Source organism: Halothiobacillus neapolitanus c2 (assembly GCF_000024765.1).
GTDB lineage: Bacteria > Pseudomonadota > Gammaproteobacteria > Halothiobacillales > Halothiobacillaceae > Halothiobacillus > Halothiobacillus neapolitanus.
On record NC_013422.1, the window covers coordinates 863,597 to 887,834 of the forward strand.

The 24,238-nt window shown below is 56.3% G+C and carries 17 protein-coding genes and 2 tRNA genes; 7 read left to right on the top strand and 12 right to left on the bottom strand.

The window, feature by feature from the left end:
• Window positions 1-109: 109 nt before the first annotated feature.
• Complete coding sequence (gene uca, locus HNEAP_RS04045; protein WP_012823683.1) at window positions 110-3,736, top strand: urea carboxylase; 3,627 nt, start codon at window positions 110-112, stop codon at window positions 3,734-3,736.
• A 98-nt stretch (window positions 3,737-3,834) separates the two neighbouring features.
• Here the strand turns inward: uca and HNEAP_RS04050 are convergent.
• Window positions 3,835-3,921, bottom strand: a tRNA-Leu gene (locus HNEAP_RS04050).
• A gap of 180 nt (window positions 3,922-4,101) precedes the next feature.
• Here HNEAP_RS04050 and HNEAP_RS04055 point away from each other — a divergent pair.
• Both HNEAP_RS04055 and HNEAP_RS04060 read left to right on the top strand, forming a co-directional pair.
• The gene (locus HNEAP_RS04055) at window positions 4,102-6,351 is read left to right on the top strand and encodes a primosomal protein N' (RefSeq protein WP_243726303.1); all 2,250 of its coding nucleotides are present in this window, start codon (window positions 4,102-4,104) and stop codon (window positions 6,349-6,351) included.
• 58 nt (window positions 6,352-6,409) lie between these two features.
• Window positions 6,410-6,748 (top strand): P-II family nitrogen regulator, encoded by a 339-nt coding sequence (locus tag HNEAP_RS04060; protein ID WP_012823685.1) that lies wholly within the window; start codon window positions 6,410-6,412, stop codon window positions 6,746-6,748.
• Window positions 6,749-6,897: 149 nt separating this feature from the next.
• Here the strand turns inward: HNEAP_RS04060 and thiO are convergent, their stop codons facing one another.
• From thiO to HNEAP_RS04075, 3 genes are all read right to left on the bottom strand, one after another.
• Window positions 6,898-8,001, bottom strand: a complete 1,104-nt coding sequence (thiO, locus tag HNEAP_RS04065) for a glycine oxidase ThiO (RefSeq protein ID WP_012823686.1) — start codon at window positions 7,999-8,001, stop codon at window positions 6,898-6,900.
• 130 nt (window positions 8,002-8,131) lie between these two features.
• A tRNA-Gly gene (locus HNEAP_RS04070) sits at window positions 8,132-8,205 on the bottom strand.
• A 79-nt stretch (window positions 8,206-8,284) separates the two neighbouring features.
• Entirely contained in the window at window positions 8,285-8,995 is a 711-nt protein-coding gene (locus tag HNEAP_RS04075; RefSeq protein ID WP_012823687.1) for a VIT1/CCC1 transporter family protein, read from the bottom strand.
• Window positions 8,996-9,296: 301 nt separating this feature from the next.
• Here HNEAP_RS04075 and HNEAP_RS04085 point away from each other — a divergent pair, with 301 nt between their 5' ends.
• Window positions 9,297-11,417 (top strand): RelA/SpoT family protein, encoded by a 2,121-nt coding sequence (locus HNEAP_RS04085; protein WP_012823689.1) that lies wholly within the window; start codon window positions 9,297-9,299, stop codon window positions 11,415-11,417.
• Window positions 11,418-11,438: 21 nt separating this feature from the next.
• On the opposite strand, the gene HNEAP_RS04090 is transcribed toward HNEAP_RS04085, so the two are convergent.
• Window positions 11,439-11,891 (bottom strand): DsrE family protein, encoded by a 453-nt coding sequence (locus HNEAP_RS04090; protein ID WP_012823690.1) that lies wholly within the window; start codon window positions 11,889-11,891, stop codon window positions 11,439-11,441.
• Between the two features lie 417 nt (window positions 11,892-12,308).
• On the opposite strand from HNEAP_RS04090, the gene HNEAP_RS04095 reads away from it, so the two are divergent.
• Window positions 12,309-12,911 (top strand): Tll0287-like domain-containing protein, encoded by a 603-nt coding sequence (locus tag HNEAP_RS04095; protein WP_012823691.1) that lies wholly within the window; start codon window positions 12,309-12,311, stop codon window positions 12,909-12,911.
• Between the two features lie 74 nt (window positions 12,912-12,985).
• On the opposite strand, the gene modC is transcribed toward HNEAP_RS04095, so the two are convergent.
• The 7 genes from modC to HNEAP_RS04125 form a co-directional block, all read right to left on the bottom strand.
• Window positions 12,986-14,095: a molybdenum ABC transporter ATP-binding protein gene (gene modC, locus HNEAP_RS04100; RefSeq protein WP_012823692.1), complete on the bottom strand. Its 1,110-nt coding sequence runs from the start codon at window positions 14,093-14,095 to the stop codon at window positions 12,986-12,988.
• Window positions 14,096-14,098: 3 nt separating this feature from the next.
• On the bottom strand, window positions 14,099-14,791 hold the full coding sequence (gene modB / locus HNEAP_RS04105; RefSeq protein ID WP_012823693.1) for a molybdate ABC transporter permease subunit: 693 nt from the start codon (window positions 14,789-14,791) through the stop codon (window positions 14,099-14,101).
• Between the two features lie 353 nt (window positions 14,792-15,144).
• Window positions 15,145-15,915 (bottom strand): molybdate ABC transporter substrate-binding protein, encoded by a 771-nt coding sequence (gene modA / locus HNEAP_RS04110; protein WP_012823694.1) that lies wholly within the window; start codon window positions 15,913-15,915, stop codon window positions 15,145-15,147.
• A 91-nt stretch (window positions 15,916-16,006) separates the two neighbouring features.
• Window positions 16,007-16,810 (bottom strand): TOBE domain-containing protein, encoded by an 804-nt coding sequence (locus HNEAP_RS04115; RefSeq protein WP_012823695.1) that lies wholly within the window; start codon window positions 16,808-16,810, stop codon window positions 16,007-16,009.
• A 115-nt stretch (window positions 16,811-16,925) separates the two neighbouring features.
• Window positions 16,926-17,378 carry an NAD-binding protein gene (locus HNEAP_RS12195; protein ID WP_081441103.1) on the bottom strand — a complete coding sequence of 151 codons (453 nt, stop codon included), beginning with the start codon at window positions 17,376-17,378 and terminating at the stop codon, window positions 16,926-16,928.
• A complete protein-coding gene (locus HNEAP_RS04120) occupies window positions 17,288-18,067 on the bottom strand; it encodes an ion channel (RefSeq protein WP_166635977.1) in 780 nt (259 codons plus the stop codon). Before HNEAP_RS04120 ends, HNEAP_RS12195 begins: the two co-directional genes overlap by 91 nt.
• A gap of 311 nt (window positions 18,068-18,378) precedes the next feature.
• Window positions 18,379-19,851 carry a cryptochrome/photolyase family protein gene (locus HNEAP_RS04125; RefSeq protein WP_012823697.1) on the bottom strand — a complete coding sequence of 491 codons (1,473 nt, stop codon included), beginning with the start codon at window positions 19,849-19,851 and terminating at the stop codon, window positions 18,379-18,381.
• A gap of 92 nt (window positions 19,852-19,943) precedes the next feature.
• On the opposite strand from HNEAP_RS04125, the gene HNEAP_RS04130 reads away from it, so the two are divergent.
• Both HNEAP_RS04130 and HNEAP_RS04135 read left to right on the top strand, forming a co-directional pair.
• Window positions 19,944-21,104, top strand: a complete 1,161-nt coding sequence (locus HNEAP_RS04130) for an efflux RND transporter periplasmic adaptor subunit (RefSeq protein ID WP_012823698.1) — start codon at window positions 19,944-19,946, stop codon at window positions 21,102-21,104.
• Window positions 21,101-24,208, top strand: coding sequence for an efflux RND transporter permease subunit (locus tag HNEAP_RS04135; protein WP_012823699.1), 3,108 nt, complete (start codon window positions 21,101-21,103; stop codon window positions 24,206-24,208). Before HNEAP_RS04130 ends, HNEAP_RS04135 begins: the two co-directional genes overlap by 4 nt.
• Window positions 24,209-24,238: the final 30 nt, after the last annotated feature.

The window sequence follows — 24,238 nt, forward strand, 5'->3', positions numbered from 1 at the left end:
ACTGGACAAACCCGACCCCATGGGACGCCCCATGTGTGGTGCCAGAATCATTCGGGACGACCCGAATCCTACGGAGTTCATGATCACGCGATCATGTAAGTGACCACCGATGTTTCATAAAGTACTCATTGCCAACCGCGGCGCCATTGCGTGTCGCATTATTCGAACCCTGAAGAAAATGGGGATCACGTCCGTGGCGGTTTACTCCGAGGCCGATCGCCATGCACGCCATGTGGCAGAAGCCGACGAGGCCGTCTTCATCGGTGCGGCTCCGGCATCAGAGAGCTATCTGGACCAGGCGAAAATTTTGGAGGCCGCACGCGCTACGGGCGCCGAAGCCATCCACCCCGGCTATGGTTTCCTCAGTGAAAACGCTGGCTTTGCCGAAGCCTGCGCGGCTGCGGGCATCGCATTCATCGGCCCGACACCGCAGCAGATGCGCGATTTCGGCCTTAAACACACCGCGCGCGAGTTGGCCGAAAAAAACTCGGTGCCTTTGTTGCCGGGTTCGGGCTTGCTGGACGATGTCGCCCACGCCCTGCGGGAAGCGGAGCGCATCGGTTATCCCGTGATGCTCAAAAGCACGGCGGGCGGTGGCGGCATCGGCATGAAACTGTGCTGGACGGCCGATCAGCTCCACGAAGCCTACGATTCGGTAGAGCGCCTGTCGCGCAGTAACTTCAGCCAAGGCGGTCTGTTTCTGGAGAAATATGTCGAGCAGGCCCGGCACATCGAAGTGCAGATTTTCGGCGACGGAAAGGGCCAGGTCGTGTCTCTGGGCGAGCGGGACTGCTCCGTGCAGCGTCGCAACCAGAAAGTCATCGAGGAAACACCGGCACCCGGTCTGGACGAGTCTCTTCGCACCGAGTTGTGGGGCGCGGCGACCCGTTTGGGGCAAGCCGTCAATTACCAATCTGCCGGTACGGTCGAATTCGTGTACGACGTGAAAAATGCGGCGTTCTACTTCCTTGAAGTGAATACGCGCCTGCAAGTCGAACACGGCGTGACCGAGCGGGTGACCGGTGTCGACCTCGTGGAGTGGATGGTGCGCGTGGCGGCGGGCGAACCGCCTGCGTTGGCGTCGTTCGTGTTCGCGCCGCAGGGGCATTCGGTCCAGGTACGCCTGTACGCGGAAGACCCGGGCAAGCTGTTTCAGCCCAGCTCCGGCTTGCTCAATTCCGTCGTCTTTCCCGATCATTCCAGCCCCGATGGCATCCGGATCGATTCATGGATCGAGACCGGCTCGGAGGTTTCTGCCTACTACGATCCGATGTTGGCCAAGATCATCGCACATGGCGCCGATCGCACGACCGCGCTGGCGCAATTGAGCCAAGCCTTGGAGCAAACCCATATTTACGGCATTGAAACCAATCTGGCGTACCTTCGGCAGGTGCTCACGGATGCCGTATTCGTAGCGGGCCAGCAGACCACCCGTTACCTCGATCAGTTCAGCTTTGCTCCGCGCACCATCGATGTGTTGTCGCCCGGCACGCAAACCATGATTCAGGATTACCCCGGTCGGGTCGGTTATTGGTCCATCGGCGTGCCGCCCTCCGGCCCGATGGACAGTCTGGCCTTCCGCGTGGCCAACCGTCTGGTGGGCAATCCCGAAGACGCCGCCGGTCTGGAAATGACCATCACGGGGCCGAATCTTCGTTTCAATGTGGCGACCACCATCGCTTTGACCGGCGCGCGCATGAAGGCGGAACTCGATGGCGTATCGGTGCCGTATGGTCAAGCGGTCGCCGTGGCCGCGGGTTCCGTACTCAAGCTCAAGAGCATTCAGGGCGGCGGCAGCCGAACCTATCTGGCGCTGCAAGGCGGTCTGGATGCGGCGGACTACATGGGCAGCAAGGCGACCTTCACGCTGGGTCAGTTCGGCGGTCACGCCGGGCGATGCCTGCGGGCAGGCGAAGTGCTCCGTCTGGATCAGTTGGGCACCACGCCCGATTTGGTTGTCACTGCACCCCAAGCCCTGGTTCCCGAGTGCACAAAACATTGGGATATTGCGGTGATGTATGGCCCGCACGGCGCGCCGGATTTCTTCACCGACGACGACATTTCGATGTTCTTCGATACCCACTGGCAGGTGCATTACAACTCCAGCCGGACCGGCGTGCGTCTGATCGGCCCCAAACCGACATGGGCTCGGACCGATGGCGGCGAGGCGGGTCTGCATCCCTCGAATATTCACGACAACGCCTACGCCATCGGTGCGGTAGATTTCACCGGGGACATGCCGGTGATTCTCGGCCCCGATGGCCCGAGTCTCGGCGGGTTTGTCTGCCCGGTGACCATCATCCAGGCCGAGCTCTGGAAAATGGGGCAGTTGACCCCGGGTGACACGATCCGTTTCTACTGCGTTGATTACCCTCAGGCCCAGGCGCTGGCCTTGGCGCAGGATGAAGCCATCGCGCACTTGTCCGCACCGAAGACGATTGAAATTACGCCGCAAACGGCGGGTGATACCGTCTCTCCGATTCTGTATCGGACTGCCGGTTCCGAAGACAAGATCGCGGTCTGTTATCGCCAGGCGGGCGACCGTTCTTTGTTGATCGAATACGGCCCGCTGGTGCTCGATCTCGATCTGCGGTTCCGGGTGCACGCGTTGATGACCTGGATGCAGAACGCGGCCATTCCGGGCGTGCTGGACCTCACGCCGGGTATTCGTTCCTTGCAGGTTCAGTATGATGGTCGCGTGCTGTCGCAGTCCGAGCTTATCCGCGTGTTGCAGCAGGCCGAGGCCAGCCTCCCCGCGATTGATGACATGACGGTGCCAAGCCGGATCGTCCATCTGCCGCTTTCCTGGGGCGATCCGGCCACGCGGTTAGCAATCGAGAAATACATGCAGTCCGTGCGCCCCGACGCGCCGTGGTGCCCCAGCAATATCGAATTCATCCGCCGAATCAACGGACTGGATTCCATCGAGGACGTGAAGGACATCCTGTTCAACGCCCGCTATCTGGTCATGGGTCTGGGCGACGTGTACCTCGGCGCGCCGGTCGCCACGCCGCTCGACCCCCGGCATCGTCTGGTGACCACGAAATACAATCCGGCTCGTACCTGGACGCCGGAGAACGCCGTGGGCATCGGCGGCGCGTACCTGTGCGTCTACGGCATGGAAGGGCCGGGCGGCTACCAGTTCGTCGGTCGTACGGTTCAAATGTGGAACCGCTACCGCCAAACCCAGGATTTCACCGGCGGCAAACAATGGCTGTTGCGGTTCTTCGACCAGCTTCGGTTCTACCCTGTGGGCGCGGACGAAATCATGCAACTGCGCGAGGATTTTATTCAAGGTAAGTTCAAGATCAAGATTGAGGAAACCGAACTCAAGCTGGGCGATTACCGCGCGTTTCTGGCCGCCGAGCGGGAATCGATCGATGCGTTCAAATCCAAGCAACAAGCGGCTTTCGACGAGGAGCGCGAACGCTGGGCGCAAGCTGGTCAGGCTAACGAAACCCCGGACTTTGCAGAAGTCGATGTCGTCGAAACCGATGTGGCCGCCATTCCACCCGGTTGCATTGCGCTCACCTCGCCGGTCACCGGAAACATCTGGCAACTGCACGTAAAGCCCGGCGACACCATCGAGATCGAACAGGAACTGCTGATTGTGGAAGCCATGAAAATGGAAATCGCGATTCCCTGTGAAGAAACCGGCACGGTGGTCGAAATTCTCTGTGAACAGGGAACGGCGGTCACCGCAGGGCAAACGCTGCTGATCATCAAACCGCATTAAAGCGTGCACATACTCGGCGCACGCTCATTCGCCGGGAAACCCCCATCGGGAATAGAAAAAGCCCGCGTAACTCGTTGGAATTACGCGGGCTTAATGTTTGGTGCCTAGGGTCGGACTCGAACCGACACGATATCGCTATCGGTGGATTTTGAATCCACTGCGTCTACCAATTCCGCCACCCAGGCAAGGGTGCGCAATTTATCTCGTTTGCATGACAAACGCAAGTGCCGGTTGGGCTTTTCCGTGGCGTTTCATGCGGTCATGGCCCATGTTCTACCCGAACGATCAACATGCCACGTAGCAGGCGTTATGATGGGGGCTATTTTGAGATCACGGCGATCTCATCCGCACCTGTTGAACACGTCATGTCCGAATCCCACCGCGATCCATCCATCGGCACGCACGAAGCTTCTTCGGGCGAGGGCATGGTGTATTGGCAGGTCGCTTTGCCTGGCCCGTTGCAGATGCTGTTTACTTACGGGGTGCCTGCTGATGTGAGCGCACGAGCCGGAATGAGAGTTTGGGTGCCGCTGGGTAAGGGGCAACGCATGGGGGTGTTGTGGTCCCCGGCGGAGAAGGAAACGGAATGGGTGATCAAACCCGTGCTGTCGGTTCTGGATGACGAACCGCTACTGGACGAAGAGCTGCTTGCCTGTCTGGGATGGGCTGCCGATTATTACCACTTCCCTTTGGGTGAAACCGTGCTGGCGGCACTCGCGCCGAGCTTGCGTCAAGGACGGTCACTGCACGAACTGGCGTGGCGCATTTTGCCCAGCGGTGAACAGGCATTGGCCGATGGCACGTTGCGCGGCGCACGGCAGCGCGCGTTGCTGGAACGGATCGCGCAAACGCCGCAGGGTGTGTCCGAATCCCAGTTGCGGGACTTTCCCAAAGCGGTGCGTCTGCGACTGGCTGATTTGGGTTTGATCGAGCCGTTCGAGCAAATGATGCCTTCAACGTGGCCGGTTTTAGCCGAGATGTCCGGCAACAAGCTGCCTGCTCCGGATCTGAATGAAGCGCAATCGGCTGCGGTTTCGGCTGTGGCGGCCTGTTTGGAAAATTTTGGCGTCTGGTTGCTTGAAGGCGTGACCGGTAGCGGCAAGACGGAAGTGTATTTGAACCTGATCAGCCGGGTGTTGGCACAGGGCCGACAGGTATTGATTCTGGTGCCCGAAATCGCCCTGACGCCCCAATTGGTGACCCGTTTTACGGATCGATTGGGTTTGGTGCCTGCCGTGCTGCATTCAGGATTGAATGACGGTGATCGGTTGAACGCCTGGCTGGCGGCGCGATCGGGCGATGCGACAGTCGTGATCGGCACCCGATCGGCCGTATTCCAGCCGTTTGCCGACCTAGGGCTGATCGTGGTGGACGAAGAGCACGACGGTTCGTTCAAGCAGTCCGAAGGCTTTGGTTATCACGCTCGCGATGTCGCTATCTGGCGCGCGCGGCGTTTGGGCGTTCCTATTATGCTCGGCTCGGCCACGCCATCGCTCGAATCTTTGCGCAATGTTTCTTTGAGTCGCTATCACCTGCTTACCCTGCCGGAGCGAGCAGGTGGGGCGGCCATGCCGGATATCCGTTTGCTGGATGTGCGTCAGCAACGGATGCGCGGCGGTTTGTCGGATGATCTGGTTGCTGCTATCGAAACGCATTTGCTCGCGGGCGGGCAGGTGATGCTTTACCTCAACCGGCGTGGCTACGCTTCGAATCTGTTGTGTCATGCCTGCGGTTGGGTGGCCGAGTGCGCGCATTGCGATTCGTTCATGACCTGGCACCGGGGAGTTAACCGGCTGCGTTGTCATCATTGCGGATTCGAGCGCCAACCGCCATCGGTTTGCCCGAATTGTTCCGCGACACTCTCGCCGCGCGGATTGGGGACGGAGCAGCTCGAAGATGTGTTGACGGGGCTCTTTCCCGGATTTGGCATCGAACGGCTTGATCGGGATGCCCTGAGCCGGGTGGGAGAATTGGACCGTCGGCTGGCGCGTATCCAGTCCAGCGAGGCGCGCTTGATCGTCGGTACGCAAATTTTGGTCAAAGGCCACGATTTTCCGCATGTCTCGCTGGTAGCCGTCGTCGATGCGGATCAAGCCTTGTTCGCCAATGATTTTCGGGGTGCCGAGCGTTTTGCGCAGCAACTGATTCAGGTGGCCGGGCGGGCAGGGCGGGCCAGTCGCGCCGGAACGGTTCTCGTGCAGACGCATCAGCCCGAGCACGTCGGCTTGAATCGACTGATCCATGCCGGTTACGCCAGCTTTGCGCAAACCCTGCTCGCGGAGCGAGCCGAAGCCGGATTGCCGCCGGTGCGTGCGGCGGCAATGATCCGAGCGGATGCCCGCGATGCGGATGCACCAAGAGAGCTGCTGACGCACATGGCCGACTGGTTGCATGAACACCTTGCTGATCCTGCCGATAGCCCACTGGATGTTTGGGGCCCGGTGCCGGCCCCGTTGGCCCGACGTGCCGGACGGTACCGCTATCAATTACTGATTCTGGCGGATGATCGCCCAAGGCTACACGCAGCGTTGAGCCAACTCGAATCCTGGCAGGGCACCCGTCGCACAAAAGGGATTCGCTGGTCGATTGATGTTGATCCGGTCGATATGGCTTAATATCCTGTACTAACCTTTCCATGTCATCATGGCAATCACAACAACGAAGGACAATTGCATGAAAAAGATCGAAGCCATCATTAAACCCTTCCGTCTCGATGACGTGCGCACTGCACTGATGGAGCTGGGTATCAATGGCATGACAGCAACGGAAGTCAAAGGCTTCGGCCGGCAGAAAGGTCATACCGAGCTCTATCGTGGTGCCGAGTATGTGGTTGATTTTTTGCCGAAAATCAAACTGGAAATCGTGGTTTCCGATGGCTTGGTCGATGCGGTTCTGGATGCCATCATCAAGGCGGCGCATTCCGGCAAAATCGGCGACGGTAAGATTTTTGTGTTCCCAGTCGAACGCGCCGTGCGGATTCGTACGGGTGAAGAGAACGAAGACGCGCTGTGATTTAGCCGCTTGTTCAACAGGCTATCTCGGGCAGAGCACCTGCTGTTTGGTGGGCGTGAACTAAATCCTGGTTTTGAATATAAAAAGCCTGATCCGTCCGACGAGGATGTGCTCAGGCTTTTCTGTGTTTGGTCTTTATGGCCTGACGCTTACGGGCGATCGATCCGATAATCGCTCAGATTGCTTGGCGTCGGTCGGCCCAGCATCACATCGGTAATGAGTTCAGCCGCGGCGGGTGCCATGGCCAGCCCATTGCGGTAGAACCCCGTGCTCACGAATAAACCCGCTATGTCGGGGTGCGCGCCAATGTAGGGGATTTCGTCGCGCGTGCCGGGGCGCAGTCCAGACCATTGCTGCGCCACGGGCGCATGAGCCAGATTGGGCCAGAGCTCAACCGCTTTGCGATGAAGGCGGTTCATGGCGTCATCGGTTGTGTGCTTGTCGAAACCGACATGTTCGACGGTAGAACCGACAACCACCGAACCATCCTTGCGTGGAATCAGGTAAACCCCTTCATCCATCAAAATAGTAGAAAGCCCCGTGTGCATCGCGGCATCAAAGCGGATCATCTGACCACGAACGGGGAAGATGTCCGCCGGATTCAAACCGGGGATCAGCGGGTCGGGCACCAACTGCCCGGACCAAGCACCCGCTGTTATCAAGACATGTTCAGCGAGCAGTTCACCCTGTTCGGTGTGCACGCCGGTGACGCGATGGGCATCCTGAACTAAACCGTGTACCGGCGTGTGTGCGCGGATATCCACCCCTGCCTCACGAACGGATTCCACCAGCGCCCGCATCAGGCGCGGGTTGCGCACGGTTTCGATCTCTGGCAGCCAGAGCGCGGGTTCCTTCGGCAGATGCGGGAAGTGTTGATTCGCATCCTGCCACTGGTGCGGGATGCCGTAATGCGTTGCCCAATTCGAAGCGTTGGATTGCTCGGCAGGAGTTGATCCCGCATCAAGGATCAACATGCCGCTGGTGAACAGTTCAGGATCGGTGTGGCCGTTGGCGCTCAGCTCCTGCGTGAAACCACGGTACTGCGCCATCCCCGCCGCCGCCAAACGCATGACCGATTCGGGATAACGCCAACCGTACAACGGACATAAAATGCCGCCACCCGCCCAAGAGGCCTCGCGGCCGATTTCTTCCCGCTCAAGCACGGTGACGCGCCAACCGGCCTTGGCTAAACGCAACGCGCTGGATAACCCGGCGACCCCACTTCCGACAATAATGCAATCAGTCTGAGACAAAACGTGACTCTGTTATTAGGTTGATAAGGAGAATGATAGACCGAAGCGGTCGCCCTGAGCGACTCGGTGCATGACTTTGTGGTCGTCCTTCGAATCAAAAGACAAAAGGCCCATGCGGGCCCTGAAATTTTGGAGCGGGTGAAGGGAATCGAACCCTCGCTATCTGCTTGGGAAGCAGAAGTTCTACCATTGAACTACACCCGCAACGGGATGGCATTATCCGCGCTTGAGGCCGTTAATGGCAAGCCCTCTTCAAGCCCATTCAAGCGCTGAACCCTTCGGGTCAGACACTGATGCCAAAGAAATGGCCGATCAATGAGGTGGCGGCCATGGCCAATGCGCCCCAAATCAACACGCGGGAGGCACCGCGAACAATGGACGCACCACCGGTCCAGGCGGCAAGGCTGCCGAGAATGACGAGTGCGAGCAGAGTCATGGCAATTACGCCGGTAAAAAGCCAGGCCTGCGGCAGCAAGAGCGCGGTTACCAGTGGCAAACCAGCGCCCACCGAGAAAGCGGCGGCGGAGGAGTAGGCTGCCTGCATGGGGCGCGCACGGGAGATTTCATGCAAGCCTAGCTCATCGCGGGCGTGGGCACCCAAGGCGTCATGTTCCATCAGCTCGGTGGCGACTTGATCGGCCAGTTTTTCTGACAGCCCACGTTCACGGTAGATAGCTGCCAATTCCTGACGCTCGTAGTCAAAATTGTTTTTAAGTTCATTAGCTTCCTGCGCCAGATCGGCTTGCTCCGTATCTTTTTGTGATTGTACGGATACATACTCACCCGCCGCCATCGACATGGCACCCGCCACCAATCCGGCCAATCCCGCCAGGACAATGGTGTGGTTGTCGGCATTCGAAGCGATAAAACCAAGCATCAAGCTCGATACCGAGACGATACCGTCGTTCGCGCCCATGACCGAGGCACGTAGCCAGGAATTACGGTTGATGCGGTGGTGTTCGGCGTGGAGGTCAAACTTGTCTTTTGAAAGCATTACACAGGCCTTTTTGGTCAGTTTTTCAGTTCATCAGATAGTTGAGATTAAAGCATGGAAAAGCATGCACGAGGGCAATAAGCCGAACATTTTGTGGGAAGTTCATAAAATCCCATCCTTGGGAATTTTCGATGTCGTTCGCGCCAATCTAAAGGATTTCAAGCTGCTCAGATGTTTGCTGTCGTTAACGATTGTTCTCAATTGGGCGAACATAAGGGCCAGTGACTGCGTTGGTCTTGGCTCAACGTTTATACTGAGTAGTTATTTTTATTCCAAGCCGCAGGTTTGAGAGAGTGAACTTATGCGCTATGCCCTCGATGCGCCAAATGAGTCTTTATGCAGCGAGCTTGCCGAACGCACGGCGGGCAACACGCAGGTTCTTGCCGCCTGTCGCTTGGCCGGTTCCGTGTGGGATGGCGTCGTCACGCGCGCTCGTGGGCCGCGTGCAGCGTTGGATTTATTGGAAATCGGGGCGGATATTGAAACCGTTCAGGCCTGCGTGCTGGCTGATCCGCGTTTGCAGGGCAAGATGGATCTGGCCGAATTGCGGCGGGACTATGGCGAGGTAGTTGCCGGGCAGGTGGAGCAAATGCAGCGCCTGTTGCAGTTGGGCGAGCAATATCGGCGTGATCAGCAGGCCGACTGGTACGAAAATCTGCGTCGGCTTTTGCTGAGCGCCATCAGTGATGTGCGCGTGATGCTGATTCAGCTCGTGCATCGGCTGGAACGGTTGCGCGGGCTCGCATTCGAGCCGGACCTGACCAAACGGCGCGCTATCGCGGCGGAAACGCTGGATGTGTACGCGCCCATCGCGCATCGTTTAGGTTTGGGGCAGATCAAGTGGGAGCTCGAAGACCTCGCCTTCCGCCATCTGGAACCGGAGATATACAAGCGCATCGCGCACCTGCTCGATGAGCGGCGCACCGAGCGGGAAGCTTATTTACTGCGCGTGCGCACCACGCTGGAATCGGCTTTGGCGGCGGCGGGCATCAAGGCGCGGGTATATGGCCGCCCAAAACACATCTACAGCATCTGGGGCAAGATGCAGCGCAAGAAACTCAGCTTCGATGGCCTGTTCGACGTGCGCGCCCTGCGGGTCGAAGTGGATACCTTGCAGGATTGCTATGCGGCCCTGAGCGTGGCACACAGCCTGTTTTCGCCCATCGAGGCGGAATACGACGATTACATCGCCCGCCCGAAGGAAAACGGTTATCAATCCTTGCATACGGCGGTTCACGCTTTGGATGACAAGGTGGTCGAAATCCAGATTCGTACCCGGGCCATGCACGAACAGGCCGAGCTGGGCGTGGCCGCGCACTGGCGCTACAAGGAAGGTGGCGGGCATCAGGAAGACCCATTCGCCGCCGAATTGAACCGACTGCGGCAAGCCTTGGCGGCGGGTGGTACGGCGCAGCCGCGTGTGGAGGATGTATATGTGTTCACCCCGCAAGGCGACATCATTGCCCTGCCGCTCGGTTCGACCGTGCTCGATTATGCTTATCGTGTGCATACGCTGGTTGGGCATCGTTGTCGTGGCGCGAAAATCAATGGCCAGATTGTGCCGATTAAAACGCTGCTCAATCAGGCCGATCAGGTAGAAATTCTCACCCAACCCACGCCAGCGCCCAGCCGTGAATGGGGCAGTGCGCAGGCGGGTTTTCTGCATTCGGCCAGTGCGCGCGCGAAGGTGCGTAACTGGTTCCACCGGCTGGATCAGACGGCAGCTCGGGATGCGGGCGCGGTTTACTGCGATCGTTTGTTCCGCCGCCTGGGTTTGAACCGGCAGGCGCAATCCAAACTGATGTCCACGCTCAAGTTCAAAAGCTTGGATGCTTTATATGAGGCAGTGGGTGATCACAAACTCGATACCAATAGTTTGCTCAATGCGGCTCGAGCCGTCATCAAGGCGCCCGAGCAAGAACAAGAGCCGGCGCAGCAGTTAAAAAACACCAGCCGCTCGGGCGCAGCCAAGTCGCCGGAAGATGCCGTGCTGTCGCTGGATGGCATGAAGGCGCAGCCAGCGGGCTGTTGCCAGCCGCGTCCCGGCGATCCGGTGCTGGCATTCATTACCCGAGGGCAAGGGCTTAAACTGCACAAACAAGACTGCGCGAATATCCGGCATTTGCAAGCCGAGTTTCCGGCGCGGATTCTGGCTGTCGAGTGGCCCAGCCAACCAACCCATTGGGCGCAGCTGCTAAAACTCGATTTCCTGTTGGAAGATGTGGCTCGATTCTGGGCGGATCTCGGGCCGGTGTTGGCGCCGTTTAAGGCCCGCGTGGTCGAGAGCCGCAGCCGGTTGGAACGCAACAGCGGGCTGACGGACATGGCCGTAACCTTCGAGTTGCCCGCCGCCGGTGATGTCTCTGGGCTAATCAAGCGCTTGCAGGCTTTGCCCGCGGTAGAATCGGTTCAGAGGGTTTAGTCTTTTGTGAAGTCGAAATGACTAGGGGTGCATGTATGCCCATCCCTCGAGCTGTCGATCCACAAGATAGGCAACGCCCGATGGAACAATGTCTTCTGAACTTACACCATACAAGTCATTTTTGTAGTCCAATTTGTTGGCATGAATAGTGTTGTTGCATACACGGAACTTGACACCATCTTTTTTCAAGCCATTTATTTTTTCCTGCAATGCATCATCCAGAACAGCATTCTTTAAAAGATTAATTCCTCCGCCATGGATAACTATCTCAATATGCATTGCCGTTGGGCCACTTGCGTTTAAATTGTTTTTTACGTTTCGCAAAACAGCCAATTCGTGGCTTGGATCCTTTTCGTCAAGCTCGTAAACAACGTGCTTCAATTTTCTGTGTTCGCCAGCCCATGCTTGTACAGTTGGAAAACCAGCTAACGTGCTGACTCCGAGTAAGGTATTTAAAAAACGGCGACGGTTCATGATGAAATCCTCGTTGTGTATCTGAGCATATATTTTTAATAAAAATTAATTATTAAACAAATCTTTTTTTTGGATTGCATGGTTTAAAATTTTAATAAACAATTTAAGAAGATTTTAAATTACTAATTGCTGAATATTTTTTAAGCGTAAATTAAATTTAAAAGTAATAAATAGGGATTTAACAAATAAAAACAACACAACTCACCTTATCCAAGAAGATGAATAATTTTCTAATTTTTTTAATCGCTCCGCGAGATTTTAATCAAGGTCAAACGTTTGCAAATCCGTTCTAGCTAATGTAATTTCGCAGCTGAGTGAGTTAGTGTGCTGCTTGCCCAAAAACATAAAAAAATCCATGTTCTGCGTGCTTTCATGAAAGTGCACGCTAAAATTTAAATTGCTCCATGAGGGTTCATAATGCTTAGTCCAAACATATATTTACGTTACTCGCTGGCTGCCGTGATCGCCATTAGCGTGACATTCCCCCTGGGAACACTAGCAGAGTCTGCTCAGGCCCAAATGTCCGAACAAACAGCAATGCAGAAATCGCAAGCAGCCATCAAGGAATACGCAACCACCCTCAAAGCTGCCTTGCAAACGGCAATGAAGGCGGGTGGGCCAATGGCTGCCATTCCCGTTTGCCACACCCAAGCCCCACAAATTGCAGCGCAGGTGGGCAAGAAGTACGATCTTGAAATTCACCGTACCTCGCTCAAGCCGCGCGCCATAGCGCCTCAGCCTTGGGAAAAAACCGTGTTGGAACAATTTGAGGTTGAAAAGGACGCGGGCAAACCCATCGGTAAAATCGTCTGGCATAAAACGGTTGAAGTCGATGGACAAAAAGAACTGCGTCTGATGAAAGCGATTCCAACCGGCGAGGTGTGCCTGACCTGTCACGGCACCAACGTTGCACCTGCCGTATTGAGCAAGATCAAATCGCTTTACCCGAACGATGAGGCGACCGGTTACAAGCTGGGCGATATTCGCGGCGCGTTCTCGGTGACGGCAGCACTCAACTGATTGGCTTTAATGTTCCGGCATGGGTCGGGGCGTACGCAAAAACCCGGCTGTTGTCGGGTTTTTTGTTCATTTAGTTATCGATCGAGCAAGGCAGCTGTTTTTACCAGAGCGAACACCGTTTGCCCGATAGCTAACCCAAGCCTTTGAACCGAGCGACGGCTCAGTTCTGCAAGCAGTGTTTGCCCATCTGCGAGGGCCAGAAACACAACCTGCCTTTGGGTTGGGGGCTCTGCTTCGATTTGGCTGATTGTCGCAGGTATCTGGTTTAACATGCTGATGCCTTCGGGGCGATGCAGTGCAATGGCCACATCACGTGCGAGTACCCGCAGGCGCGCCTGGGCCCCGGATGCATGAGGATTGCTGTGTTCCGTTCGATTGAGCCAGAAGGTAAAAGCCGAATCGCTTCCAGGCTGTTGGCGTGATTGAAAGGCAATCAGGCCATCGGGGTCGATGTCACCCAATTGACCATGCAAGACGGACACGGGCCCCTCTTCGGTGAACAAGGGTGAGTCGATGCGGCTGGTCGCATCACCCAGCGATTCGATCGAGGTGATTTTGCCATCGGCCATAAAGACAACGCGGTTCGCCAAACGCTCAACTTCGATGGGCGCGTGGGTAATGTACAGCGTCGGGATTTGATAATCGGCGATCACCGATTCGATCAGCAGCAACAGCTCGCTTTTGGCCCGCCAGTCCAGCGCTGATAAGGGTTCATCCATCATCAAAAGCCGAGGCCGGGTGAGCAGGGCGCGGGCGATGGCGACGCGTTGACGCTCCCCGCCGGAAAGATTATCAACCGGTCGATTGAGCAGATGGCTGATGCCGACACGCTCAATGATCTCTTGTGTCGAGGGGCCGTGCTGCCGATGTTTGGGGATGCGTTTGATGGCAAAGTCTAAGTTGCCCTGAACATTTTTATTGGGCAGCAGGGCCGCCGTTTGAAACACAAAGCCAATATCGCGTTGTTCGACCGGCAATGCCTTTTTGCCGGATTGCCAGACTTCATCATTGAACCTGAGTTCACCGTGTGATTGTTTATCCAGCCCCGACATCGCGCGTAATAGCGTGGATTTGCCCGAACCGGAACGGCCAAACAGCACCGTAACGCCGGACGATTCGAAGGCAAATTCGCCCGAATCGAGCGCAAAGTTGCCTAATTTGAGTTGTAAATTGCCTTGAAACATGGCTTAACCCGTTTTGATTTGTAAGCGGCGATTCAAGCCGTACACAAAAATCAGCACCAACATCGAGAAAATCAGCATCAGGATGGAGAGGATGTGCGCTTCGGTGTATTCGAGTGATTCGACGTGATCGAAAATCGCAATCGAGACGGTGCGTGTCATGCCTTCGATATTGCCGCCCACCATAAGTACTACGCCAAATTCCCCGACCGTGTGCGCAAAGGTCAGCACCACGCCCACCAGAAAACCCTGCCGAGCCAAGGGGACGATCACGGTGAAAAACCGATCGAAGAACGAAGCGCGCATGGTGCGGGCGGCATCGACAATCTGCGTCGGCAGCGCTTCAAAGGCCGCCATGATGGGCTGAACGGTAAAGGGCAGTGAATAAACCACCGAGCCGATGATTAACCCGGTTTTATTGAATGTGAGTTGGCCTGTGATGCCAAAATATTTAAGAAATTGAGCAAGCGTTCCGTCGGGATTGAGCGCTATGATCAGATAAAAACCAAGCACGGTCGGCGGTAGCACCAGCGGCAGCGCAACCAGTGCCTCGAAGAAAATTCGGGCGCGCGAGCGCATATTGGCCAGCCACCACGCAATGGGTGTGCCGATTAAAAGCAGGACGATGGAGGTGATCGTCGCCACTTCCAGTGTCAAGAGGATGGGGCCTACATCCAGTGGATAACCCAAAATTTGCATGAGCTCTCAATCTCCAATTGTGGCATTGACCTAATCAAAAAACACCCGAATGCTCAGGCACTCGGGTAAGCGGGGGTAAACGTATTTGAGCTGTTAAGCATGTTAAGAGCAAAGGGTTTGAAATCCATCCCATTTCGTTTTTATTATTTTGCTCGTCCGGTACAGCGCGCAGTTAAATCCTGCTGCTATCGTTTATGGAATCTCTGAACGAATGTGGCGTACCTTCGCGCAGTGGGTGCTTCTCGTCAAATCCCCCCCAACCCCCCTTTTTCAAAGGGGGGAGCATCAGCCCCGTTGTTTTGAAAAGGTGAACCTCCCCCTTTGCAAAGGGGGAATGAGGGGGATTTAAGGGATTATTGCGGCATGGCGTAGCCATAACTCTCGATGATTTTCTTGGCCGCTGGGCTGTTCATGTAATCCATGAATTCTTTGGCCGTTTTGGCGTGTTTACTGGTTTTGATGAGCACGGCGCCTTGATTGATGGGTGCGTAATCTTTTTGCGGTACCAGCCAATATTCGCCTTTGTTATGCGCGGGGCTTTGTGGGTCCATGAGCTGAGAAAAGGCGACAAAGCCGAGTTGGGCATTGCCGGTCATAACAAACTGGAAGGTGGCGGTGATGCTTTCACCCGTGGCGATTTTGTTTTCGCTTTTCAGTTTGTCGTACATGCCCATGTTTTTCAGCACTGCGACACCCGCCGCACCATAGGGCGCCGCTTTGGAATTGGCGACGGCGATATGATTGAATTTGGCCGCTTTGATGATCTGGTTATGCTCTTTGGCGACGGGCAGTTGAGTGCTATATAACGCGAGTTTGCCTTGGGCATACACACGAAAATCGGTGGCTTTGCCTGCTTTTACGAGACGCTCTGGCGTTTTGGTATCAGCAGAGAAGAACGCATCAAACGGCGCGCCATTGTTGATTTGGGCATACAAGCCACCGGTCGGGCCGAACGAGAAGCGCACTTTGTTACCGGTTTCCTTGCTCCATTGCTCACCGATTTGCTCGGCAGCCTTGGTGAAGTTGGCGGCCACAGCGACCGTGATGGTATCGGCCTGCGCGCTGGCGATGCTGGCGCTCAGCAGCAGGGTAGTGGCGAAGGTAGTGGTTAGCATTCTGTTCATGCATGTGCTCCGATGGTTATCTAAGTACATATCGATAGTTAAAAAAAGGCGATGGGGTTTGTGGCCTCATCGCGCAAGGGGTTGGTTTGTATCAGTTGTCCACGCCGATAATCACATGGCTGGCCTTTATGATCGCGCAGGCTTTATCGCCCGCTTTGAGGCCCAGTGACTGAGTGCTGCCTTCGGTAATAATGGCGGTAACTAAATTACCGCCAGCGAGTTTGATGACCACCTCGGCATTCACCGAGCCATCGGTCACGCGCTCCACCACGCCGCACAGTTGGTTGCGTGCCGATGAGCTCATGCGTTCGGGCGAGACGATAATGAAGCTTGCTTTGATCATTGCGAAGGCCGGTTTGCCGACGGCAAGCTCCATGTTCTCGACACTGGCGTTGGTGATGATGGCGGTGATCTCGTCATCACCTTGCAGGCCAAGCACCACTTCTGAATTAACAGCGCCTTTAGTCAGCGATTTGATGGTGCCGGAAAAGGTATTGCGCGCACTGGTTTTCATCAAAACACTCCGTAAATCATGGGTTAAATGTTCGATTTGGTGGCGTTCAAACAGCTTGGTCAGTTCCTGTTGCATCGCTTCGAGTTTGCCGAAGGCGGCGATCAGTTCCTCGCCGTATTCCGACAAGACTGCGCCGCCGCCGCCTGCACCGCCGTGCTGCGAGACAACCACCGGTTTGGCCGCGCGGTTGTTGATGGCGTCGATGGCATCCCATGCCGCTTTGTACGTCATGCCGATGGCCTTGGCCGCCCCGCTGATCGATCCGGTTTGGTGCACGGCTTCCAGCAGCTTCATTCGGCGGTTTGAAATTTCATGCTCGCCAAATTTAAGTGCCAAGGGCAGGACGAACTCACCAAGATCACGTTCACTATATATCGACATAACGAATGACTCAACAGTTGGGTTAGAACGGGGCTAGAAAATGCCAGCTAAACTGTCGGCAACCGACTAAGCAGCGGCAGCATGAGTGAGGATGCGTCACCATCGGAGCCTTGTGCTAATCAAGTTTCAGCAGTTGCTCCAACAGTGCGTCGGTTTTGATCTCTTCGCCACTTAGCGCCATGGCCAGTAGTTCGGCGCCGATGACCGGCAAAGCCAGTACCACATCGGGATGCACCCGTTTGATTTTATTAAGGTGATGCGCATCACTGACCGCGACCACGGTCTTGATTTTTTCATTCACTTCGCGTGCCGCCAAGATGATGAACGCATTTTCGGAATCGTCTTCGGTCAACGCAATAATGGCGCGGGCCGCATCGGCCTGGACCTTCAACAGGGTTTCGCTGTCAGCACCATCACCGATAATGAAATCCTTCGGAATATCCGAACCCTGCGCGGGTGCGGTCGGGAGGATGCGGGTCACTTCAAGGCCGCGCTTTTCCAGCGATTCGGTCGCATTTCGAGCGAAGGGGCCGTTACCGACCACGATAATATGATCCTTGCGTTGCATTTTTTTCCTCTCGGTTGAACGAGCTTCATGATCTGCTGATTCATCATGGGGCCCAAGATCGCGGTCAGCGAGGTGGCGAAAACCAATAATCCCAGAATAATCAGGCTGATGGTGAACATCCGCGCTTCGGTGGTTTGGGCGATGATGTCGCCGTAGCCAACGGTAGACATGGAAACGATGGTGAAGTAGAGCGCTGTCGGGAAATCGGTGATGGCCGGTTTGAACTGGGCACCCAATACATAAGAACCGATGACACCGAATCCCAATGTCAGTAATACGCCGGTAATCGAGAACAGAGTGCCGGTGGTGAGACTGGTGCGCTGGAAATGCTGGCGATTGAAAAATAAAAGCAGCAGTACCACGGCATGAAACAGGATCAAGCCGGCAGGCTGAGAAGCCAGCGGCGTGAGTTCTAGTAGCAGGCTGGCGATACTCATCAACACGGTGACCATCCAGGCCAACCGAGAACGAATCAACAAACCAAGCGACATGATGACCAGCAAAACGCCGATCACATCATGCGGTATTCCTCGGATTGCCAGAGAACTAAATCCGCCGCTGAGCTGCTCGATGGATTGCTGCGGCAGGGCAAGAAATTCTTCGATCACCGACAGGGTTTGAGTGATCTGCATGAGCCCGGACAACCCGACGGCCAAGGCAATGGGCACATGCGGGAACCAGAAGTCCATGCGTAAAGCGTGGTAAACGCGGTGCCAAAACGCATGAAAGATTCTGAGCGGGTGCTTTAATCGCTGGTTCATGGGCTTCATTATCGGCTTTTATTGCGATAAGGCGATATTGACGACGAAAATGAAGTGAAACATCGGGCGGACACCACGAAATACCCGTGATTCGTCGTTCCCGCGAAAGCGGAAACCCAGATAAATCAAGGCGCTGGATTCCCGCCTACGCGGTAGTGACGGGTTTTTCGAGCTTCCCGGGTGTAAGTGAATGGATGGCGAATTACGTTTCATCCTTATTCGGCCTGTGCTTGGGCTTGTCATGGGGCTGTGGTGTTTTGTTTGATCTGGTCAAAATGCACCAGCGCCCGTTGGCGGCTTACTTTGAGATCGCTGATCGGTTCAGGGTAGGTTTTACCGAGCACAATGCCTGCCTGCGCCAAGGCGGTTTCGCTGGCTGTCCAGGGGGCAAAAAGATACTTGTTCTCAAGCCTTGCCAGTTCAGGCACCCAGCGGCGAATGAACGTGCCATCCGGGTCGAATTTCTCGGCCTGCAATACCGGGTTGAAAATCCGGAAGTAGGGTGCGGCATCCGCGCCCGTGCCCGCTGTCCACTGCCAACCGGCGGTATTGCTGGGCTCGTCGGCATCGACCAGCGTATCCATAAACCACGCCGCGCCGCAGCGCCAGTCGATTAACAGGTTTTTGGTCAGAAACGAGGCCACGATCATCCGGGCACGGTTATGCATCCAGCCGGTCTGCCATAAGCAGCGCATGGCCGCATCCACCACGGGAATGCCGGTTTGCCCGCGTTGCCACGCCCGTAAATCATCCGGCGCATCACGCCATTTGAAATTCAAAAACCGTGCGTCCAATGGTGCATCCACCGTTTGCGGATAGTGGTAGGCCAGATATGCGCCAAACTCCCGCCATCCGAGTTCCCGCACGAAATGCTCGATGCCACGCGGTTCGAGCACAGAGCCGCGCGTGTCCAGCAGGTAACGTACGATCTGACGCGGGCTGATTTCACCAAAATGAAGATGGGCGGAGAGTTTCGATACCCCAGTGCCAATTAAATGATTGCGGGCCTCGGCGTACTCATCGATCAGGGGAAGAAAATCTTCAAAACGCGACCAAGCGCCCGGTTCACCTGGCTGCCAGTGGTTATAAAAATCCTTGTCCCAAGCGATAGCGGGCAAAAGCTCAAGCTCATCGATTGCGAGGCTGTTCAACGCTCGAGGCACGGTTGGTAGGTTGTCGGGTTCAGGATACGTCGGTAGGTCTAGTCCGGCGGCCACCACCGCTTTCCAATAAGGCGTGAACACCTTAAACGGCTTGCCTTGTTTGTTTTGAATCGTCCACGGTTCATGCAGGTAGTTGCCGTTGAATGAGTCAACGTTTATGCCTTCGGCGCGCAAGGCGGCCTTGATGCGGGTGTCTTCTGCTCGGGCTGCCGGTTCCATGCGCCTGTTCCACACAACGCGATTTGCCTTGGTTTCATGAATCAACCGTTGCAATTCAGCGAGCGGCTCACCCTGCCGGATAATGAGCCGGCTGCCGCATGAGGCGAGCCGTTCTGCCAGTGAACGCAAGCTGTGGTGTCGCCACCAACGCGCGGCCGCGCCTTCATAAAGTGGTTTTGTTGCATCGGCGGTTTGATCGGAGGGAGCGTAACCAGGATGAATATAAACCGGTATGATGTGGCCTTGGTCTGCGCCTGTCTGTATTGCCGCATCCAAGGCGGGATGATCGCCCAATCGCAAATCCTGACGAAACCAGACAATCGTGGTCATAAGTAGATAAATAAAAGTAAATGGGTGTTAATTATGGCAGCACCGATGCAACAACGCATTGTTGATCGCCATACCCAAAATAAGGGAACGACATGATCGAGCTAAAACACACACAGCCAGCCGGTGGGTTGCCCTTGCGCAACGGTTTAACGTCGCCCGGTTCTGTTATGACATCCGGCTTGGTCTTGGTTTTGGCTATGGCCATCACGGGTTGTCAAAAACAAAGTGCCGAGGTCGAGTTGCCGCCACCTGTGGTGCGCGTGGCCACCATTGCGCCAGGTACGTTGGCACAACCCGATTTAACGGGCGTGATCGTGGCGAAAACCCAATCTGCCGTGGGCTTTCAAGTGAGTGGGCGAATTGCCGAACGCGTGGTTAAACGCGGTGCAGGGGTCAAAGCGGGCGAGGTGCTGGCAACGCTCGATGATGCCGATTTCAAGGCAAAGCAGGCAGCCGCTTTGGCGCAAGCACAGCAGGCCCAGGCCGAGGCTCGGTTTGCGCAGCAAAACTTCACGCGTGTTCAATCCCTGCTTGCCAAAAAACTCGCCAGCCAGCAGGAATACGATCAAGCCAAATCCAATCTTCAAGCCGCCAAAGCAAACGAACAGGCCAGCCAAGCGCAACTCGAACAAGCGCGGCTGGCATTGGGATATACGGCACTTAAAGCCCCGTTTGCCAGTGTGGTTGCTGCTATTGATGCCGATCAAGGTGCGGTGGTTAATGCCGGGCAACCGGTGGTGACGCTGGCGGCAGGGGATGCCCGGCAAGCGCTGGTGGCTGTGCCTGAACAGCGTTTAATGCGCCTGCCGAATACGGCCCAGGCGCGGGTTCATGGCCAATCGACCGCCATCGAGGCGACGTTTGCCTCAAACGAAGGCGAAGTTGATCCGGCCAGCCGCACCTGGTCGGTTCGGTTTAATCTGGCAGCTAATCCTTCGGTGAAAACCGGTTTGGGTCAGAGCATCACTCTCTCTTTCCCCAAGCAAACTGTACCGAAGAGTGTGCCGATTACGGCGATATTGGGGCAGGGCAGTCAGGCGGCCGTATTCGAGGTGCGGCAAAATGGCACGGTGAAGATGCAGCCGGTGACCGTGACTCGGCTCGAACACGAGTCGGCGGTGATTTCAACCGATCTGGCTTCCGGCACGCGCATCGTTGCATTGGGCGTGAACCGTTTGCATGATGGCCAGCGCGTGCGCATCCAGCCCGGTTTGGGCACGGATACGGCACCAAACACCGAGGATACACCGTGAGCGAGCAGCCGCGCCGTTCATTCTCAGGGTTTAACTTATCGGCGCTGGCGGTGCGCGAACGTGCCGTTACCTTGTATTTCATCATTATGGTGGCCTTGGTGGGCGTATATTCGTTCATCTCGCTGGGGCGCGCGGAAGATCCGGCATTCACGCTTAAGGTTATGTTGGTCTCCGCTCAATGGCCGGGCGCGACCGCGCGACAAATGCAGGATCAAGTCGCCGATCCGCTCGAAAAAGCCTTGCAGGATGTGCCGTATTTCGATCGGGTGGATACCACGTCTCGCCCCGGCAGCATCGCAATGCAGATTAACTTCCGCGAAGATACCCCGCCCGATCAGGTGCAGCAGGCTTTCTACCAAGTGCGCAAACATTTGGGCGATGTGGCACCCACGCTGCCAAAGGGCGTGCAGGGGCCTTTTTTCAACGATGATTTCTCGGATGTGTATTTCACGCTCTATGCGCTGACTGCCCCGGGACTGCCCGAACGTGATCTGGCGCGTGAGGCCGAACGGTTACGATCTGCCGTATTAAACGTGCCGGGCGTGGCGAAGGCACATATTTTGGGCGAGCAACCCGAGCAGGTCTACGTGGATTTTGATCCGCACAGATTAACCACCTTGGGCATCACCCCGGCGCAAATCGGGCAGGCATTGGCCGCCGAAAACACCATCGTGCCGGCTGGTTTGATCGAAACGACCGGGCCGCGTTTGTATTTCCGGCTGGATTCGGGCCTGCGCGCCAGTGCGCCGGGCTTGGTGCAACGTATCGAGAACACGTCGGTCAATATTCAGGGCAAAGTCGTGCGTATCGGCGATGTGGCCAACGTGCGTCTGGGCTATGCCGACCCACCCAGTTATATCATCCAGAGCAATGGTCAGAACGCGATTATCGTTGGCGTGATCATGGCGAAAAATGTCAACGGCCTCGCTTTGGGTGAACGCCTGGGCGCCTTCGAAAAAGCCGAGTCGCAAGCCTTACCCTTGGGGGTCCAGCTCACCAAAATCACCGATCAGGCACATGCGATTGCGCTGGCTGTTAATACCTTCCAGCTCAAGTTTTTCATCGCCTTGGGCGTGGTCATGCTCGTCGGATTTATTTCCTTGGGATTACGCGCGGGTTTGGTCGTCGCGCTCGCCGTGCCGCTCACGCTCAGTATCACCTTCGGCATCATGCTGATGACGGGCAAAAACCTCGATCGCATCACCCTAGGCGCGCTGATTCTCTCGCTTGGCCTGCTGGTTGATGATGCCATCATCGCCATCGAAATGATGCTGGTGAAACTCGAGGAAGGCGTGGATCGTGTTGAGGCGGCGGCTGCGGCCTGGCGCATCACCGCAGCCCCCATGTTGATTGGTACGCTCATTACCGTTGTCGGCTTCGTGCCGATTGGGTTTGCCCAGTCAAATGTTGGCGAGTATGCCGGTAATATTTTCTGGATTTTGGGCATATCCCTGATTGCATCCTGGTTGGTTGCCGTGGTGTTCACGCCTTATCTCGGGGTGCATTTTCTGCCCAAGGTAACGCCCCATGCCGAGGGCAGCGCGGGCATGTATCAAGGGCGAATTTATCGTGGTCTGCGTCGGGTGGTCACATTCTGCGTGAATTATCGCTGGCTTGTTGCAGGCGTGACCTTGCTGCTGTTCGTGGCATCGATTGCCGTGATGGGCAAGGGCGTTGCCAAGCAGTTTTTCCCAAGTTCTGACCGCCCAGAACTGCTGATCGACATCAATATGCCCGAAGGCTCGTCCATTGAAGCGACCAAAAAAGTGGCGCATCGGGTCGAGGCCGCCTTGCATGGCGCGCCCCAACTCGAATCGCTTTCTACCTACATCGGCCAAGGTGCGCCGCGATTCTTTTTGGCCTTGAATCCAGAACTGCCCAATCCCGCCTTTGCCAAGATCATCGCCGTGGCACACAACGCCACCGAACGCGATGAGCTGCAAGCCATGCTACAAAAGAAAATCGATGACGGTGATTTTCCAGAAGCGCGCATTCGGCCACACCCTTTGCTCTACGGCCCACCGGTTATTTGGCCGGTTCAGTTCCGCGTGATGGGGCCAGATATCCGCGAGCTACAGCGTATTGGCGAACAGGTGCGCAGCGTCATGGCGGCTAACGCGCATACCATCGACCCGCATCTTGAATGGGGCGAGAAAGTGCCGGTGCTTGACTTTAAGCTCGATCAGGCCCGCTTGGCCGCGCTGAACATCACACCGCAAGCCATCGCCGAGCAAACCCAAACGTGGTTATCCGGCACAACGGCAACTCAACTGCGCGTCGATATTCGCAGCGTGGATTTGAGCGTACGGGGTTCGCCGGCCCAATCGCGTCAATTAACCCAGCTCGAAGCGCTGCCCATTCGCTTGGATAACGGCAAAACCGTGCCGCTCGGCCAGCTTGGGCACATCACCACGGCCTATCAATACCCCATATTGAAGCGGCGCAACCGCGATCCGTACATTAACGTCAATGCCGAAGTGCAGGGCGCGCAACCGCCCGACGTGACCGCCGCCATCTGGAAAAAGCTCGAATCGATTCGGACGGATCTGCCCTTGGGTTATCAAATACAGATTGGCGGTTCGGTGGAAGAATCCGGCAAGGCCCAGGCATCCATCGCCAAAGTCATGCCCATTATGGTCTTGCTGATGCTGACTTTGATCATGCTCATCATGCGGTCTTTTCCCGGCATGTTCATGGTGCTGCTCACCGCCCCGTTAGGCTTGATCGGTGCCGTGGCCTCGTTGGCGTTGTTCAATCAGCCCTTCGGTTTTGTCGCCTTGCTGGGCTTGATCGGCCTGGCCGGTATTCTCATGCGCAACACTCTGATTCTGGTTGGGCAAATCCACGAGAACGAACGCCAAGGGCAAGACCGCTACACCGCCGTCATTGAAGCGACCATCCGCCGCGCACGGCCCGTCATCCTCACCGCGCTGGCCGCCGTGCTCGCCTTTATCCCGCTAACCGAAAGCACCTTCTGGGGGCCATTGGCCTACACCCTCATCGGCGGGATTTTTGGTGGCACTTTCCTCACCCTGCTGTTCCTGCCCGCGATGTACGCATTATGGTTCCGCGTGAAAAGGCCCGTGGTGGAAAAGCCGGTGTGATAATGCCGATCAATTGCATCAAACGGCTTT